We start from the raw sequence: 16,924 nt of genomic DNA, 5'->3' as shown, positions 1-16,924 counted from the left end.
CCGCCGAACCTGAAACCCGAGATGTGTGGCCGCCGCCGGTGCGCGCGCCGCATTCGCGCTAAAATGAGCGCCGAATTTCGACGTCCTTTGCATCGATCAGCGTCATCGACTCCGAGAGCACCAGATGAACACCACGCCTCCCGCCCGCCGCAGCACCGGCCCCGTCCGCTACCTCGTCGCGGCCGCCGTCGTCGCGGCGATCGCCGTCGCCGGCTTCTTTGCGTTCAACGGCAAGTCCAGCGTGCCGGACGCGACCTTCACGCTGCTGTCGGGCCAGAAGGTCTCGACCGCCGGCGACCTGAAGGGCAAGGTCTATCTCGTGAACTTCTGGGCGACGAGCTGCGCGACCTGCATGCAGGAAATGCCGCAGATGGTCGAGACCTATAATCGCTTCAAGGGTCAGGGGCTGGAATTCGTCGCGGTCGCGATGAACTACGATCCGCCGATGTACGTCGCGAACTACGCGCAGACGCGCCAGTTGCCGTTCAAGGTCGCGCTCGACGACGGCAGCGTCGCGAAGCAGTTCGGCAACGTGCAGCTCACGCCGACGACCTTCGTCGTCGACAAGGACGGCAAGATCCTGAAGCGCTACGTCGGCGCGCCGCAGTTCGCGGAACTCGACGCGCTGCTCAAGAAGGCGCTCGACGGCAACGCGGCCTGAGCGCCGCCGGATCCGGCTCGAGGGCACGCGCACCGCGCCCTTCCGGCAAAAGAAACGGACCGCATGACCGGGCCCCCCGGTTCCGCGGTCCGTTTGCTTTTCAGCGCTCGGTTTCGCCTTTCGCCGACAGCCCGTAGCGCTTCATCTTCTCGTACAGCGTCGCCTTGCCGACATGCAGCCGGTCGGCCGTTGCCGCGACCGCGCCGCCCGTCTGGTTCAGCGCCTCGGCGATCACCGCGCGCTCGAACTGCTCGATGCGCTCCTTCAGCGTCTGGTCGTTGTCGGCGTCGTCGCCCGCGCCCGTTTCCTGCGGCATGTCGGCCACGCCGAGCACGAAGCGGTCGGCCGCGTTGCGCAGCTCGCGCACGTTGCCCGGCCAGTCGCGCTGCATCAGGCTCGCGCGCTGCCGGTCGGTCAGCACCGGCGCGGGCCGTCCGTAGCGCACGGCCGCATCGAGCATGAAGTGCTCGAACAGCGGCACGATGTCCTCGCGGCGCTCGGCGAGCGGCGGCAGCGCGATCGTCACGACGTTGAGCCGGTACAGCAGGTCGCGCCGGAACGTGCCGGCCGCGACGAGCTCGCTCATGTCGCCCTTCGCGGCCGCGACCACGCGGCAGTTCACGCGGATCGGCTGGTTCGAGCCGAGCCGCTCCAGCACGCCGTCCTGCAGCACGCGCAGCAGCTTCACCTGCAACGCGAGCGGCATGCTTTCGATTTCGTCGAGGAACAGCGTGCCGCCGGACGCGTATTCGAGCTTGCCGACGCGCCGCTTCGCGGCGCCGGTGAACGCACCGGGCTCGTAGCCGAACATCTCCGACTCGAACATCGGCTCGGGCAACGCGCCGCAATTCACCGCGATGAACGGCTTGTCGCGGCGCGGCGACAGCTCGTGCAGGCTGCGCGCGATCAGCTCCTTGCCGGCGCCCGTGTCGCCGTTGATCAGTACCGACGCGTCGGTCGGCGCGACGTTCGCGATCAGCTTGCGCACCTGCTCGATCGCCGGGCTGCGGCCGATGATGCGCGGCGCGACGACGTTCTGCCCGGCCAGCTCGCGCCGCAACGCGTGGTTCTCGAGCACGAGCTCGCGGCGCTCGAGCGCGCGGCGTACCGTCTCGATCAGGCGCTCGGCCGCGAACGGCTTTTCGATGAAATCGTACGCGCCGTCGCGCATCGCCTGCACGGCCATCGAGATGTCGCCGTGCCCGGTGACGAGGATCACCGGCACGTCGGGCACGCGCTCGCGGCACTGCGCGAGCACGTCGAGCCCGCTCGCGCCGGGCAGCCGGATGTCGCTGACGATCGCGCCGGCGGTATCCGCGACGATCGCCTTCTCGGCCGCTTCGGCCGACTCGAAGCCGGCGACGTCGAAGCCCGCCAGTTGAAGGCTCTGCACGCTCGCCCGGCGCACGAGCGCATCGTCTTCGATATAGATCACTTGCAGCCGGTTGGCCATCGTACTCACTTGCTCCTGACAAGCCGCGCGGCGCTATAGCACGCGGCGCTCGTTGATGCCGGTCGTTCGCCGACCGGGCCGGCTCACGCTAATGCGAGCCCGCCGGCTCGGACACGGAGTCCGGATGATGCGTGCGGGCGCGCCGCAGCGTCAAGACGAACAGCGCGCCGCCCGACGGTGCGTTGCGTGCGGTCAGCGCGCCGCCCGCGTCGCTCGCGATCGACGACGAGATCGCAAGGCCGAGGCCGAGCCCGCGCCCCATTTCCTTGGTCGTGAAGAACGGCTCGAACAGGCGCGGCAGCAGATCGGGCGCAATGCCGGAGCCGTTGTCGCGCACTTCGACCGCGAGCGTCGCGGCCGACACCGCGATCGTCACCTCGATGGCCGGCGCCGCGACGCCGGCCACCGCGTCGAGCGCGTTGCCGAGCAGGTTGATCAGCACCTGTTCGAGGCGCAGGTCCTCGCAGCGGGCGACGAGTTCGGGATAATCGCGCGCCAGGTCGAGCGGCGCGTCGTGCGCGGGCGAGACGGTCGCGTCCTGCAGCGTCAGCGTGAGCGCGACGCCGCGCAGGCGCTCGTCGAGCAGCGACAGCACGCTGCGCAGCGCGCGCACGACGAGTGCCTGCTCGTTGCGCGGCTTCGCGCGGCCGACGAACAGCTTCAGCTGGTTGGTGATCTTGCCCATCCGCTCGGTGAGCGCGGCGATCGCCTCGAGATTCTCGCGCGCGGCGGCCTGCTCGCCGCGATCGAGCAGCACGCGCGTGTTGTCCGAGAAGCTGCGCAGCGCCGCGAGCGGCTGGTTCAGTTCATGCGTGATGCCGGCCGCCATCTGGCCGAGCGCGGCGAGCTTGCTCGCCTGGATCAGTTCGTCGTGCGCGGCGCGCAGCTCCTGCTCCGCGCGGATGCGGTCGCCGACTTCCTTCTGCAACTGCTCGTTCGCTTCAGACAAATCGGCCGTCCGCTCCTCGACGCGCCGGTTCAGCTCCGCGTACGCCTGCTGCAGCAGCGCGCGGCCGCGGATCATCTCGCGCACGCGGGCGCGGCGCATCCGCCAGTAGAACGCGAGCAGCGCGACCGATACGAAGCCGAAGCCGGTGACGATCGTCGCGTTGCGCGCATCGGCGTCGATCGGCGCGAGCGGCGCGAGCGTGACGAGCAGCCAGTCGGGCTCGCCGATCCGCCGCTTGCTGGCGAGGAAGCGCGGCGCGCGCAGGCCGGGCCCGAGGCGCACGATCTCCGCATCGGCGCCGAGCGTCTGCTCGACGCGCAGCGGCAGCGGCGTGACCGGTTGCTGCGCGTACTGGCGCGTTTCGTAGATCGACGCGGCGACGGGCCCCGTGAGCGGGCGCAGCGTGTGGTACTTCCATGCGGGCACGGACGACAGGAACACGACGCCGTGATCGTCCACGACGACGAGCGGCTCGGACGCGTCGGCGCCCTGGAACCATTCGAGGTTGAGCTTCACGACGACGACGCCCGCGATCTTGCCGTCGCGCCACACGGGCTGCGAGATGTAGTAGCCGGGATCGCGCGAGATCGTGCCGATCCCGAAGAAGCGGCCGACCCGGCCATTCATCGCATCGAGGAAATACGGGCGGAAACGGTATTCGATCCCGACGAAGCTGTCGGGCGCGCGCCAGTTGCTGGCGGCGACGCACAGGCCGTCCGCGCCGATCACGTAGGTGACGGTCGCGTGCGCGTGTTCGTTGAGATCTTCGAGATAACGGTTGACGCGGGCGGTGTAGTCGCCGCGCTTCGGCTCGGCCAGGAGGTCCTGCACGTACGGATGGCTGCCGAGCAGGTAAGGCAGCGATTCGTAGCGGTCGAGCGTGCTCTTGAGCGCGTTGGTGGTGCGCTCGACGCGCACCGCGGCATTGCGCTGCAGCTCGGCGACGCCGCGCTGCCAGGTGATCGTCCACGTGAGCGCGCACGCCGCCGCGAGCGCGGCGGCAAGCACGACGAGGATGAGCAGGCGGCGCGTCACGGTCGAGGCTTCCTGGCGATGCGGATCGCCTATTGTGTCATAGGCCTGCGCATCGATACCCCGGCCGCCGCGGGCCGCACGGCCGGCGGGCGGTGCCGCCGCCTGCTCGTTCATCGCGTCAGACGCCGGCCGTCTTCTCGGTCGGCGCGACTTCGCCGCCGCCCTTCAGCGCCTGGCGCAGCTTGTTGCGGTCGAGCTCCTTCTCCCACGCGGACACGACGACGGTTGCCACGCCGTTGCCGACGATGTTGGTCAGCGCACGGCATTCGCTCATGAAGCGGTCGATGCCGAGGATCAGCACCATGCCCGACAGCGGAATCGTCGGCACGACGGCCAGCGTCGCGGCGAGCGTGATGAAGCCCGCGCCGGTCACGCCGCTCGCGCCCTTCGACGTCAGCATCGCGACGGCCAGCAGCGTGAGCTGCTGCATCCACGTCAGCTCGATGTTGGTCGCCTGCGCGATGAACAGCACGGCCATCGTCATGTAGATGTTGGTGCCGTCGAGGTTGAACGAATAGCCGGTCGGCACGACGAGGCCGACGACCGAACGCGAGCATCCCGCCTTCTCGAGCTTTTCCATCAGCTGCGGCAGCGCGGCTTCCGACGAGCTCGTGCCGAGCACGATCAGCAGTTCTTCCTTGATGTACGACACGAAGCGGATGATCGAGAAGCCGGTGAAGCGCGCGATCGTGCCGAGCACGACCAGCACGAACACGATCGACGTCAGGTAGAACGTGCCGATCAGCTTGAGCAGCGGCACCAGCGAGCCGACGCCGTACTTGCCGATCGTGAACGCCATCGCGCCGAACGCGCCGATCGGGGCCAGCTTCGTGACGATGTGCACGATGCCGAACAGCACGCGCGTGAGCCCGTCGATGAAGTCGGTGACGACCTTGCCGCGCTCGCCGAGGTGCGCGAGCACGCTGCCGAACAGCAGCGCGATCAGCAGGATCTGCAGGATCTCGCCCTGCGCGAACGCATCGACCATCGTGTTCGGGATGATGTGCAGCAGGAAGTCGACCGTCGACTGCCCATGCGCCTTCGCCGCGTACGACGCGACGGCCTTGCCGTCGAGCGTCGCCGGATCGATGTTGAAGCCGACGCCCGGACGCAGCAGGTGCGTGGCCGCGAGGCCGAGCAGCAGCGCGAAGGTCGACACGATCTCGAAGTACAGCAGCGCCTTGCCGCCGACGCGGCCGACCTTCTTCATGTCCTCCATGCCGGCGATGCCGGTGACGACCGTACAGAAGATGATCGGGCCGATCACCATCTTGATCAGCTTGATGAAGCCGTCGCCGAGCGGCTTCATGTCGGTGGCGATCGACGGGTAGAAATGGCCGAGGATCACGCCGACGATGATGGCGAAAATCACCTGCACATAGAGCACTTTGTAGAAAGGTTTCTTCTTCACGATGATTCCTGCTGAAGTAGATGATGAGCCGGTGGAAACGGCGTCACGCGCGCAGGCGAATGTCTCAGGGGAAAGCCAATCGCCCGCGCGGCTGCCGTGCCGCAACAAGCGATGCCTCAGGACATCCGGAGGGGGAGGAAGGCATTGGTCATCGGTTGTCTCCTTGCTTGCTGTAGTAGTTCGGCCGGGGGATGGCCGTGCGTTTTATATCGCAAGGTCGATGCCAGGTTTCCGGAACCCCTCAAGCCGTTGTTTTCATTGTATTTCCCATAATGCGGCAGGCAAGGAAATCCGGGATTCCGGATTTCCGGAAAATATCCGTCCGGCGATCCGGACGGATCCATCGTTTCGTCATATGAATCAATGCTGCACGGCCTCGCCGGCCAGCAGGCCCGTCTGCGCATAGAACTCCTGCTGCGCGAACGCGTCGCGCTCGCGGCGCGCCCGCTCGCCGCGATCCGCGAGCGAACCGACGACGATCCCGATGAACGCGAGCGGCACCGACACGAGCGCCGGGTTGTCGAGGAATACCGGCGCGTGCGCGTGGTGCAGCACGTCGACCCACACCGACTTCGACAGCACCGTGAGCGCGACCGCCGACACGAGGCCGAGGCCGCCGCCGAGCACCGCGCCGCGCGTGGTCATCCCGCGCCAGAAGATCGACATCGCGAGCACCGGGAAATTCGCGCTCGCGGCCACCGCCGCGACGAGCCCGACCATGAACGCGACGTTCACGTGCTCGAACAGGATCGACAGCGCGATCGCGACGGCCGACAGCACGATCGTCGCCGCGCGCGAGATGCGCATCTCCAGCCGTTCGTCGGGCTTGCCGCGCGCCCACATCTGCGCATACAGGTCGTGCGAGATCGTCGTCGCCCCGGCGAGCGTCAGGCCCGCGACCACCGCGAGAATCGTCGCGAACGTGACGGCCGCGATGAACCCGTAGAACCAGTTGCCGCCGACCGCCTGCGCGAGCTTCACCGCGACCATGTTGGAGCCGCCGAGCAGGTCGTGCGTCAGGTTGAAGGTGCCGTTCGCGCCGAGCTTGAAGAACTCGGGATGCTGCGCAAGCAACACGATCGCCGAGAAGCCGATCACGAAGGTCAGCAGGTAGAAGTAGCCGATGAAGCCGGTCGCGTAGAGCACCGACTTGCGCGCCTCCCTCGCGTTCGGCACCGTGAAGAAGCGCATCAGGATGTGCGGGAAGCCGGCCGTGCCGAACATCAGCGCGATGCCGAGCGACAGCGCATTGGCCGGGTCGCGGATCAGCTTGCCGGGCCCCATGATCGACAGCGCGCCCGGATGCACGGCCACCGCGCGGCGGAACATCGCGTCGATGCTGAAGCCGAATTCGCCGAGCGCGAGCAACGCGAGCAGCGTCGCGCCGCACAGCAGCAGCACGGCCTTGATCACCTGCACCCAGGTGGTCGCGGTCATCCCGCCGAAGAACACGTAGACGACCATCAGCACGCCGACGATCAGCTCGGCCGTGCCGTACGACAGCCCGAACAGCAGCTGGATCAGCTTGCCCGCGCCGACCATCTGCACGACGAGGTACAGCACGACGATCGTCAGCGCGTTCGCGGAGGTCAGCAGCCGGATCGGCCGCTGTGCGAAGCGGTACGCGACGACGTCGACGAACGTGAACTTGCCGAGGTTGCGCAGCGGTTCGGCGATCAGGAACATCACGAACGGCCAGCCGACCAGGAAGCCGATCGAGTAGATCAGCCCGTCGAAGCCGAACATGAACACCATGCCGGACAGCCCGAGGAACGATGCGGCCGACATGTAGTCGCCGGCGATCGCGAGCCCGTTCTGCAGCCCGGTGATGCCGCCGCCGGCCGTGTAGAAGTCGCGCGTCGAGCGCGTGCGGCGCGCGGCCCAGCGCGTGAGCGCGAGCGTCGCGAACACGAACGCGAAGAACATCCCGATCGCGACCGGGTTCAGCTCGACCTTGTCGGGCATCGGGCCGGCGACGCCGGTCGCATGGGCGGTGGAGGAAACGAGAACGGCCAGCGCGCCGAGCGCGCTCGAAATGAATCGCATGGCGGCCTCCGTTACGAACGCTGCAGGATCGCGTCGACGCGGCGGTCGAACGCCCGGTTCGCGCGCAGCACGTAGCACGCGGTCAGGCCGATCGCGACCAGGATGATCGCGACGCCCGCGGCGATCCCGACCGTCGTCGTCGCGCCGCGGTACAGCGGCGCGGCGAGCACGTGCGGCGCGAGCGCGACGAGCAGGATGAAGCCGTAGTACGTGGCGATCATCAGTGCCGTCAGCGTGAAGCTGAAGCGGCGCCGTGCGCGCACGAGTTGCTGGTAGTCACGGCGCGCCGTGACCGATTCGATGACGGAAAGCTCCATGGTGTCTCCTATGTCGACCAGAGTTAGCGCTTCAGCGCTTACTCTGGTCCCATGCTTCGCGGTCGACCGAAGCTGGCGCGCGAGCGCCGACTCCAGTCCTCGCAGGGCGCCTCGTCGTTTCGCGAGGGTCGTCTTGTAGATAGCCGGCGCGTCAACCGATCCGCCCGCGCCGCGGCGGCAAAGATCGATTCAGACCACGCGGTCCGCACGCAGACGCGCCACCTCGTCGGCCGACATCCCGAGCCACCCGCCGAGCACCGCATCCGTATCCGCGCCGAGCACCGGCGGCGCACCGCGCACCGGCAGGCGCGCGCCGTCGAAGCGGTACGGCGGCGCGAGCACGTCGACACCGCCCGCGACCGGATGCGGCTGCCGCGTGACGAGCCCGGCGCGGGTTGCGCGTTCGGACGTCAGCGCTTCGTGCAAGCCAAGCACTTCGCCGCACGGAATGCCCGCGTCGGCGAGCGCCGCCAGCAGCGTCGCACGCGACCGGCGCGCAAGTTCGCCACGAATCTCGGGCAGCAGGTCGGCACGATTCTCCGAGCGGCCGAGGTTGGTCTTGTAGCGTTCGTCGGCCGCGAGATCGGGCCGCTCGATCGCGTCGCAAAAGCGCGCGAACTGCGTGTTGTTGCCGACCGTGATCACGAGCGGGCCGTCGGCCGCGTCGAACACGCCGTACGGCACGATCGACGGATGCGCGTTGCCGTAGCGCGGCGGATCCTCGCCCGTCAGCAGCGCGTCGAGCCCGTAGTACGCGGTAATCATCAGCCCGCAGTCGAACAGCGCCATCTCGATGCGCCGCCCGCGCCCGGTCGCATGGCGTTCGTACAACGCGGCGAGGATCGCCTGCGCCGAATACATGCCGGTGAACAGGTCGACCGCCGCGACGCCGAACTTCAGCGGCGGCTGGCCGGCCTCGCCGTTCAACGCCATCAGCCCCGCCTCGCCCTGCACGACGAGGTCGTAGCCGGGCCGTGCGGCCTCCGGGCCCGAACGGTCGTAGCCCGAGATCGCGCAATGCACGAGGCGCGGATTCAGTTCGGCCAGCGCGTCGTAGCCGAGACCGAGCTTCTCCGCACCGCCGCACTTGAAGTTGTGGATCACCACGTCGGCCTGCGCGGCCAGCTCGCGCGCGATGCGCTGGCCGGCTTCCGTCTGCAGGTCGACGCAGATCGACCGCTTGCTGCGGTTCACGCTGTTGAAGTACGTGGTTTCGGTCTCGCCGATCCGCAGCCCCCAGTCGCGTGTATCGTCGCCGCGCGCCGGATGCTCGACCTTGATCACTTCCGCGCCGAAATCGGCGAGCACCATTGCGCACCACGGGCCCGCGAGCACGCGCGAGAAGTCGAGCACCTTCACGCCGGCCAGCGGCAGCGCGCGCGTGTCGTTCGTCATCGTTGTCTCCTCCATTCGCGTTTCCGCGCTTATTGTTTCGACAGCGCGATGTAGCGCGCGAGGTGGTGATCCTCGTCGCCGAGCTGGTGGTCGATCATCACGAGCCGCTTCGCGTAGTGCGACAGCGGCAGCTCCCACGTCATCCCGATGCCGCCGTGCAGCTGGATGCTTTCCTCGGCGACGAGCGTGCCGATCCGGCCGATGCTGTATTTCGCCGCCGCGAGCGCGCGCTCACGCACCGCGCGCGGCGCATCGAGTTGCGCGGCCGCGTTGATCACGGCCGAGCGCGCCTGCTCGACTTCGAGCAGCAGGTCGGCCATCCGGTGCTGCAGCGCCTGGAAGCTGCCAATCGGCAACCCGAACTGCTTGCGCGTGCGCAGGTAGTCGAGCGTGTGCTCCTTCGCAACGTCCATCGCGCCGAGCGCTTCCGCCGACAGCGCGAGCAGCCCGTAGCCGAGCACGCGTTCGAGCAGCTCGGCGCCTGCTTCGCCGTCGAGCGCATCCGGCGCGCCGAGCGCCGCATCGGCCGGCAGCGCGACGCGATCGAAGCGCACCTCGGCCGCGCGGCCGCCGTCGATCTTCCGGTAATCGCGCAGCGACACGCCCGGCGCATCGACCGGCACGACGAACAGGCCGATGCCGGCCGGGTCGTCGTCGTGGCCGGACACGCGTGCGCTGACGACGAAGAACGCCGCCTGCGCGGCCTGGTCGACGACGCCCTTCGCGCCCGTCAGCACCCAGCCATCGCCCGAACGTTCGGCGCGCGTACGCACCGTCGTCAGTTCGTAGTGCGAGCCCGGTTCGTCGTGCGCGAACGCGGCGCTCGCGCTGCCGTCGATCAGCGCGGCGAGCCGGTCGCGATGCGCATCGCCGCCGGCGAGCGCCAGCGCCCGGCCCGCGAGCAGCGCGCCGAGGAACGGCTCGACGACGAGCCCGCGCCCGAGGCATTCGAACACCACGGCGATGTCGAAGCCCGCGCCGCCGAAACCGCCGTCGGCTTCGGAAAACAGCGCGCCGACCGTGCCGAGCTCGGCGAAGCGCTGCCACATCGCGCGGTCGAAGCCTTCGGCCGACTGCGCGATGCGGTCACGCACCGGGAACGCGTACTGTTCGGCGATGAAGCGGTTCAACGTATCCGCCAGCATCCGGCGGTCTTCTGTGTGCTGGAAATCCATCGTCGCGTCCCTCGTTACAGCCCGAGCATCATCTTCGCGATGATGTTCTTCTGGATCTCGTTCGAGCCGCCGAAAATCGACAGCTTCCGGTTGTTGAAATACTGCTGCGCGGCGCTCGCGGCTTCGTCGGGGCCGACCGGTTCGCCGGCGTAGTCGGCGTCGAGCGCATCTTCGACGAACGGCTGCGCGTACGGCCCCATTGCGCGCCGCATCAGCGCGGTGATCTCCTGGCGGATCTGCGTGCCGCGAATCTTCAGCATCGAGCTTTCCGAGCCCGGCACGCCGCCGCCCGCGACCGCAGCCAGCACGCGCAGGTTGGTCGTGCGCATGTTTTCCAGTTCGATCTCGACGCGCGCGACGCGTGCCGCGAAGAACGGATCGTCGGCGAGCGGGCGGCCGTTCTTCGTGACCTTCGCGGCGACCGCGCGCAGCCGGTCGAGCGCTGCGGTCGAGAAGCCGATTCCGGCGATGTTGGTGCGCTCGTACGTCAGCAGGTATTTCGCGTAAGTCCAGCCGCGGTTCTCTTCGCCGACCAGGTTTTCCACCGGCACGCGCACGTCGGTGAAGAACACCTCGTTCACCTCGTGCTCGCCGTCGAGCGTGATGATCGGACGGACCTCGACGCCCGGCGTGTTCATGTCGATCAGCAGAAAGCTGATGCCTTCCTGCTTGCGCACGTCGGTCGCGGTGCGCACGAGGCAGAAGATCATGTTCGCGTAGTGGCCGAGCGTGGTCCACGTCTTCTGGCCGTTCACGACGTAGTGATCACCGTGGCGCACCGCGCTCGTCTTCACCGCCGCGAGATCGGAACCGGCGCCCGGCTCCGAATAGCCCTGGCACCACCAGTCGGTGCCGTCGAGAATGCGCGGCAGCCAGTGATGCTTCTGCGCGTCGTTGCCGTACTTGATCAGCACGGGGCCGAGCATGTTCACGCCGAACGGCACGATGCGCGGCGCGCCGGCGAGCGCGCATTCGTTGTCGAACAGGAACTTCTGCGCGACGCTCCAGCCGGGGCCGCCGTATTCGCGCGGCCAGTGGCTCGCGAGCCAGCCGCGGGCATTCAGGATCGCGTGCCATTCGCGCATGTCGTCGCGCGTCAGGTGCAGGCCGCCCTTCACCTTGCGCGCGATGCGCGCCGGCAGTTCAGCGGCGAGGAAGCGCTGCACTTCCGTGCGGAAGGCTTCCTCTTCGGGGGTGAAATCGAGGTCCATCTTCGGTCCGTTGCAAATGCGGTTGGCGTTCAGTCGATGCGGTTCAGGCTCGCGAAATCCGCGCCGCGCGCGACGAGATCGACGAGCAGCGGCGACGGCTTCCAGAACAGCGGATCTTCCTTCGCGAACGCACGGATATCGGCGAGCACGTTCGCCAGGCCGACCGTGTCCGCGTAGTGCATCGGGCCGCCGCGATAGCGCGGGAAGCCGTAGCCGTACAGGAACACCGCGTCGACGTCGAGCGGGCGCAGCGCGATCTTCTCGTGCACGACGTTCGCGCCTTCGTTGATCATCGCGGCAAGGTAGCGGCGCAGGATCTCGTCGTCGGTGAACGTGCGCGGCGTGACGCCCTTCTTCGTGCGTTCTTCCGCGACGATCGCTTCGACTTCCGGGTCGGGCGTGCCGACGCGCGCGCCGTCCGGATACAGGTAGTAGCCGCGGCCGGTCTTCTGCCCGAACCAGCCGCGCTCGCACAGCCGGTCGGAAATCTCCACGTAGCGCGCGTTCGGGTCGCGCGTCGCCGCGCGGCGCTTGCGGGTCGCCCAGCCGATGTCGCCGCCCGCGAGGTCGACGACCTGGAACGGGCCCATCGGGAAGCCGAACTCGCGCACCGCGCGATCGATCTGGTACGGCGACGCGCCGTCTTCCATCAGGTAGTCGGCCGCCGTCCGGTAGACGGCGAGAATCCGGTTGCCGATGAAGCCATCGCATACGCCCGCGCGCACCGGCGTCTTCTTCAGTTGCTTCGCGAGCGCGAACGCGGTCGCGACGACGTCCGCGCTCACGTGCGCCGGCACGACGATCTCCAGCAGCTTCATCACGTTGGCCGGCGAGAAGAAATGCAGGCCGATCACGTCGGCCGGCCGGTCGATGCTCGCGGCGAGCGCGTCGATGTCGAGATACGACGTGTTGGTCGCGAGCACCGCGCCCGGCTTGCACACGCGGGTGAGTTCGGCGAACACGGCCTGCTTCACGGCCATGTCCTCGAATACGGCTTCGATCACGACGTCGGCCTGCGCGAGCGCGTCGTACGACGTGCTGCCCTTGAAGCGCGCGAGCCGCGCCGCATGCGCGGCCGGCGTCATCCGCCCTTTCGCGACGAGGCCGTCGTACACCTTCTCGACGTGCGCCCGACCGCGCGCGAGCGACGCGTCGTCGCGCTCGATCATCGTCACCGGCAGCCCGGCGTCGAGCGCCGCGACCGCGATGCCCGCGCCCATCGTGCCGCCGCCGACCACGCCGATCCGCTCGACCGGCCGTGCGCGCCCGCGTCGCGCCTCGGGTGCCTTCGCCGCTTCGCGTTCCGCGAAGAACGCATGCACGAGGCCCGCGCGCTGCGGGCTGTCGAGGCACTGCAGGAACAGGCTGCGTTCGAACTTCATCCCCGCGTCGAACGACTGCGTGAGCGCGGCCTCGACCGCGTCGACGATCTTCGACGGCGAGAAGAGGCCGCGCGACTTCTTCGGCAGTTCCGCGCGCGCCGCGTCGATCGCGGCCTGCGCGGCCGCGCGGTCGGTCAGGCCCTGCGCGTCGCGCGTGCGGCGCACGGGCGCGCCGAGCGACACGAGTTCCTGCGCGTACGCGAGCCCTTCGGCGAGCGTGTCGTCGCTGTGCGCGATGCGATCGACGAGGCCGAGTGCGAGCGCTTCCTCGGCGCTCGCATGACGACCCGTCAGCATCAGGTCGAGCGCGGCCTTCGCGCCGATCAGGCGCGGCGCGCGCTGCGTGCCGCCCGCGCCGGGCAGCAAGCCGAGCGTCACTTCGGGCAGCCCGAGCTTCGCGCCGGGCACCACGAGCCGGTAATGCGCGGCCAGCGCGACCTCGAGGCCGCCGCCGAGCGTCGCGCCGTGCAGCGCGACCACGACCGGCTTGGCGCCCGATTCGATCCGTTCGCACACGTCGGGCAGCGACGGCGGCACGGGCGGCTTGCCGAATTCGCGGATGTCCGCGCCCGCGATGAAGTTGCGGCCGGCGCCGACGATCAGCACCGCGCGGATCGCGTCGTCGGCCTGCGCGGCGTCGATCGCGTCGGCGAGGCCGCGCCGCACGTCGGCGGACAGCGCGTTGACGGGCGGATGGTCGATCGTGACGACGAGCACCTTGTCGCGCCGTTCGCGCGTGACGGTGCCGGTTTGAGGGGTAGCGAGGGAATTCATGGCGTCTCCTGTCGAAGCTGTCGATGCAGCAGGCATGACCCGATTCTCGATTGATCGAGATTCATTGACAATTCCCTCGCGCCTTTACAAGCTGTCAAGTCTGACTTGACACTGAATGCTTTCGGACCGTTTCGGATCGATTAACGGGACGGATCAGGAGACACCCCGCATGGACCTGAACGCGCTGACGCTGCTCGTCGAGATCCTCGACGCCGGCAATCTCAGCAAGGCCGCGCAGCGGCTCAAGATGAGCCGGGCGAACGTCAGCTACCGGCTGAACCAGCTCGAGCGCTCGATCGGCCAGCAGCTCGTGCGGCGCACGACGCGGCGCATGGAGCCGACCGAGATCGGGCTGAAGCTGTACGAGCACGGCCGGCGCATCCGCAACGAACTGCTCGCCGCGCAGGAATCGGTCACGACGCTCGGCCAGGACCTGCAGGGTCGCGTGCGGTTGTCGGTGCCGAGCGGCTACGGGCAGATCGTGATGTCCGAATGGCTGCTCGCGTTCAAGCGGCGGCATCCGGGCATCGTGCTCGACGTCGTGTTCGAGAATCGCGTGGAAGACCTGATGCGCGACGAAGTCGACATCGCGATCCGCGTGATGTCCGAGCCGCCGCAGAACCTCGTCGCGCGCGACATGGGCGCGGTGCGCTACGTCGCGTGCGCGTCGCCCGCGTTCGCGGCCGCGCACGGGATGCCCGCGAGCCTCGGCGCGCTGGCCGCCGCGCCGGTCGTCACCGCAACCGTGATGGGCCGGCAGCTCCGGATCGCCGCGTATCTCGGCGACGAACGCCACGAGGTGCTGCTCGAACCGACGCTGATTTCGGAGAACTTCTTGTTCCTGCGCCAGGCGATCCTCGCGGGGATCGGCGTCGGCATCGTGCCCGACTACGTGATGCAGGACGACCTGCGGCACGGCACCGTCGTCACGTCGCTCGATGCGTACCGGCTCAGCATCTTCGGCACCCACATGTACATGCTCTACATGCCGAACCGCCACCACACGCGCGCGACGTCGACGTTCATAGAGTTCATCCTCGAACAGGCCGGAAAGACCGGCCGGGGCGGGCCCGGCGGGATGCGTCAGGGTTTCCTGTCGGATGACAAGCCGCCGGGCACGCGGCGACAATAGCCCGCCGGGGCGGGCAGCGCCGTTGCGCCCGCGCCAACGTCAACGCCGCCGTCTCCTTCGAATTCACTGCTGCCGAGGGTTCAATGTTCGACCGGATTCGTCCGCATTCGCGTCCCTGGACGCTGCTCGCCGCCGTCGCGCTCGTCGCGTTCAACGCCGGCTGCACGTCCCCGTCCGCGCCGTCGGGCGCCGTCGTCCCGGTCGCCGCCGCGTCGGGCGCGGCCGTCCCGCTGCCCGGCGTTCACGCGCCCGAACTGTCGTCCGGCTGGACGGACAAGTCGGGCTGGACCTCGCAGCACTTCATGATCGCGGCCGCGAACCCGCTCGCGACGCAGGCCGGCTACGACATGCTGAAGGCCGGCGGCACCGCGATCGATGCGGCCATCGCGACGCAGATGGTGCTCGCGCTGGTCGAGCCGCAATCGTCGGGTATCGGCGGCGGCGCGTTCATGCTGTACTTCGACGGCAAGACGACGCAGGCGTACGACGGCCGCGAAACCGCGCCGGCCGCCGCGACCGACCGGCTGTTCTATGGGCCGACCGGCCAGCCGATGCGCTTCTACGAAGGCGTCGTCGGCGGGCGCTCGGTCGGCACGCCGGGCGTGCTGCGCATGCTCGACGCCGCGCACCGCGCGCACGGCAAGCTGCCGTGGCGCCGGCTGTTCCAGCCGGCCATCCGGCTCGCCGAGCGCGGCTTCACGATCAGCCCGCGGCTCGCGATGCTGATCGCGAACGACAAGTACCTGAACAACGACCCGGCCGCCCGCGCGTACTTCTACAACGCGGACGGCACGCCGAAGGCCGCCGGCACGGTGCTGAAGAATCCCGCGCTCGCGACCGTGCTGCGTCAGGTCGCCGACCGCGGCGCGAACGCGTTCTACAGCGGCGCGATCGCACGCGACATCGTCACGAAGGTGCGCAAGCACCCGACCAACCCGGGGCTGCTGTCGCTGCAGGATCTCGCTCGCTACAAGGCGAAGGTGCGTGCGCCGCTGTGCGCCGACTACCGGCGCTCGGTGGTGTGCGGGATGCCGCCGCCGTCGTCGGGCGGCCTCGCGATCGCGCAGATGCTCGGCATTCTCGAGGCGATGCCCGACTGGCAGCAGATCGGCGCGCAGAAGCCGGTGCGCAACGAGGTCGGCTACGAGCCGACGCCGTTCGCCGCACACCTGTTCAGCGAAGCCGGGCGCCTCGCGTACGCGGACCGCGCGCGCTACGTGGCCGATCCCGATTTCGTGCCGCTGCCGGGCGGCACCTGGGCGAGCCTCACCGACAAGACCTATCTCGCGCAGCGCGCGCGGCTGATCGGCGACAACAGCATGGGCATCGCGCAGGCCGGCACGCCGCAAGGCGCGACGCTCGCGATGGCCGACGACCGCAGCCCCGAATTGCCGTCGACGTCCGACATCGCGATCGTCGACCGCTACGGCCAGGCACTGTCGATGACGACCAGCATCGAGGATGCGTTCGGCTCGCGGCTGATGGTGCGCGGCTTCATGCTGAACAACCAGCTCACCGATTTCTCGTTCGTGTCGAACGACGACGGCCGGCCGGTCGCGAACCGCGTGCAGCCCGGCAAGCGGCCGCGCTCGGCGATGTCGCCGGAACTCGTGTTCGACAAGCAGACGAAGCAGGTGACGATGATCGTCGGCTCGGCCGGCGGCCCCGCGATCATCAACCACGTCGCGAAGACGCTGATCGGCGTGCTCGACTGGGGGATGACGATGCAGCAGGCGATCGCGCTTCCGAACTTCGGGTCGATGAACGGGCCGACGCAGCTCGAGCGCGGCCGCGTGTCGGACGCGCTCGCCGACGGGCTGAAGGGCCGCGGGCACGACGTGCAGGTGGTCGAGATGAACTCGGGGCTGCAGGGGATCCAGCGGCTGAACGTGCAGGGGCAGACAGTGTGGTTCGGTGGGGCGGATCCGCGGCGGGAAGGGGTGGCGATGGGGGAATGACGATCACGCTTGTCGGCCCTGCCCC

The 16,924-nt window shown here is 68.8% G+C and carries 12 protein-coding genes; 3 read left to right on the top strand and 9 right to left on the bottom strand.

Translation table 11 applies throughout. The features are described 5' to 3' along the window. Positions 1-124: 124 nt before the first annotated feature. Entirely contained in the window at positions 125-661 is a 537-nt protein-coding gene (locus HWX03_RS15670; protein WP_174389939.1) for a TlpA disulfide reductase family protein, read from the top strand. A 100-nt stretch (positions 662-761) separates the two neighbouring features. On the opposite strand, the gene HWX03_RS15665 is transcribed toward HWX03_RS15670, so the two are convergent. The 9 genes from HWX03_RS15665 to HWX03_RS15625 form a co-directional block, all read right to left on the bottom strand. Then, complete coding sequence (locus tag HWX03_RS15665) at positions 762-2,114, bottom strand: sigma-54 dependent transcriptional regulator (RefSeq protein ID WP_174389938.1); 1,353 nt, start codon at positions 2,112-2,114, stop codon at positions 762-764. 88 nt (positions 2,115-2,202) lie between these two features. Then, positions 2,203-4,212 (bottom strand): ATP-binding protein, encoded by a 2,010-nt coding sequence (locus tag HWX03_RS15660; protein ID WP_175871808.1) that lies wholly within the window; start codon positions 4,210-4,212, stop codon positions 2,203-2,205. A gap of 4 nt (positions 4,213-4,216) precedes the next feature. Next, positions 4,217-5,509, bottom strand: coding sequence for a dicarboxylate/amino acid:cation symporter (locus HWX03_RS15655; protein ID WP_175871807.1), 1,293 nt, complete (start codon positions 5,507-5,509; stop codon positions 4,217-4,219). 360 nt (positions 5,510-5,869) lie between these two features. Beyond that, positions 5,870-7,555, bottom strand: coding sequence for a cation acetate symporter (locus tag HWX03_RS15650; RefSeq protein ID WP_175871806.1), 1,686 nt, complete (start codon positions 7,553-7,555; stop codon positions 5,870-5,872). An 11-nt stretch (positions 7,556-7,566) separates the two neighbouring features. Then, complete coding sequence (locus tag HWX03_RS15645) at positions 7,567-7,872, bottom strand: DUF485 domain-containing protein (RefSeq protein ID WP_014895931.1); 306 nt, start codon at positions 7,870-7,872, stop codon at positions 7,567-7,569. Positions 7,873-8,061: 189 nt separating this feature from the next. Beyond that, on the bottom strand, positions 8,062-9,267 hold the full coding sequence (locus HWX03_RS15640; protein WP_175871805.1) for a CaiB/BaiF CoA-transferase family protein: 1,206 nt from the start codon (positions 9,265-9,267) through the stop codon (positions 8,062-8,064). Positions 9,268-9,296: 29 nt separating this feature from the next. Then, positions 9,297-10,442, bottom strand: a complete 1,146-nt coding sequence (locus HWX03_RS15635) for an acyl-CoA dehydrogenase family protein (RefSeq protein WP_175871804.1) — start codon at positions 10,440-10,442, stop codon at positions 9,297-9,299. Between the two features lie 14 nt (positions 10,443-10,456). After that, a complete protein-coding gene (locus tag HWX03_RS15630) occupies positions 10,457-11,653 on the bottom strand; it encodes an acyl-CoA dehydrogenase family protein (RefSeq protein WP_175871803.1) in 1,197 nt (398 codons plus the stop codon). Positions 11,654-11,682: 29 nt separating this feature from the next. Continuing rightward, entirely contained in the window at positions 11,683-13,809 is a 2,127-nt protein-coding gene (locus tag HWX03_RS15625; protein ID WP_175871802.1) for a 3-hydroxyacyl-CoA dehydrogenase NAD-binding domain-containing protein, read from the bottom strand. 169 nt (positions 13,810-13,978) lie between these two features. Between HWX03_RS15625 and HWX03_RS15620 the strand changes: the two genes are divergently transcribed. Continuing rightward, positions 13,979-14,941: a LysR family transcriptional regulator gene (locus tag HWX03_RS15620; RefSeq protein ID WP_175822582.1), complete on the top strand. Its 963-nt coding sequence runs from the start codon at positions 13,979-13,981 to the stop codon at positions 14,939-14,941. Positions 14,942-15,024: 83 nt separating this feature from the next. After that, positions 15,025-16,899 (top strand): gamma-glutamyltransferase, encoded by a 1,875-nt coding sequence (gene ggt / locus HWX03_RS15615; protein ID WP_175871801.1) that lies wholly within the window; start codon positions 15,025-15,027, stop codon positions 16,897-16,899. Positions 16,900-16,924: the final 25 nt, after the last annotated feature.

Origin of the sequence: Burkholderia sp. BCC0397 (genome assembly GCF_902832865.1) — a bacterium.
In the GTDB taxonomy this organism is placed as follows: Bacteria; Pseudomonadota; Gammaproteobacteria; order Burkholderiales; family Burkholderiaceae; genus Burkholderia.
The sequence above is the reverse complement of the archived record's forward strand: the minus strand, read 5'-3'. Positions and strand labels throughout refer to the sequence as shown.

Coding starts and splice junctions, on each gene's coding strand:
- ggt (WP_175871801.1), top strand. CDS start 15,025: ATGTTCGACCGGATTCGTCCGCATTCGCGTCCCTGGACGCTGCTCGCC.
- HWX03_RS15640 (WP_175871805.1), bottom strand. CDS start 9,267: ATGACGAACGACACGCGCGCGCTGCCGCTGGCCGGCGTGAAGGTGCTC.
- HWX03_RS15625 (WP_175871802.1), bottom strand. CDS start 13,809: ATGAATTCCCTCGCTACCCCTCAAACCGGCACCGTCACGCGCGAACGG.
- HWX03_RS15630 (WP_175871803.1), bottom strand. CDS start 11,653: ATGGACCTCGATTTCACCCCCGAAGAGGAAGCCTTCCGCACGGAAGTG.
- HWX03_RS15620 (WP_175822582.1), top strand. CDS start 13,979: ATGGACCTGAACGCGCTGACGCTGCTCGTCGAGATCCTCGACGCCGGC.
- HWX03_RS15645 (WP_014895931.1), bottom strand. CDS start 7,872: ATGGAGCTTTCCGTCATCGAATCGGTCACGGCGCGCCGTGACTACCAG.
- HWX03_RS15635 (WP_175871804.1), bottom strand. CDS start 10,442: ATGGATTTCCAGCACACAGAAGACCGCCGGATGCTGGCGGATACGTTG.
- HWX03_RS15670 (WP_174389939.1), top strand. CDS start 125: ATGAACACCACGCCTCCCGCCCGCCGCAGCACCGGCCCCGTCCGCTAC.
- HWX03_RS15665 (WP_174389938.1), bottom strand. CDS start 2,114: ATGGCCAACCGGCTGCAAGTGATCTATATCGAAGACGATGCGCTCGTG.
- HWX03_RS15660 (WP_175871808.1), bottom strand. CDS start 4,212: ATGAACGAGCAGGCGGCGGCACCGCCCGCCGGCCGTGCGGCCCGCGGC.
- HWX03_RS15650 (WP_175871806.1), bottom strand. CDS start 7,555: ATGCGATTCATTTCGAGCGCGCTCGGCGCGCTGGCCGTTCTCGTTTCC.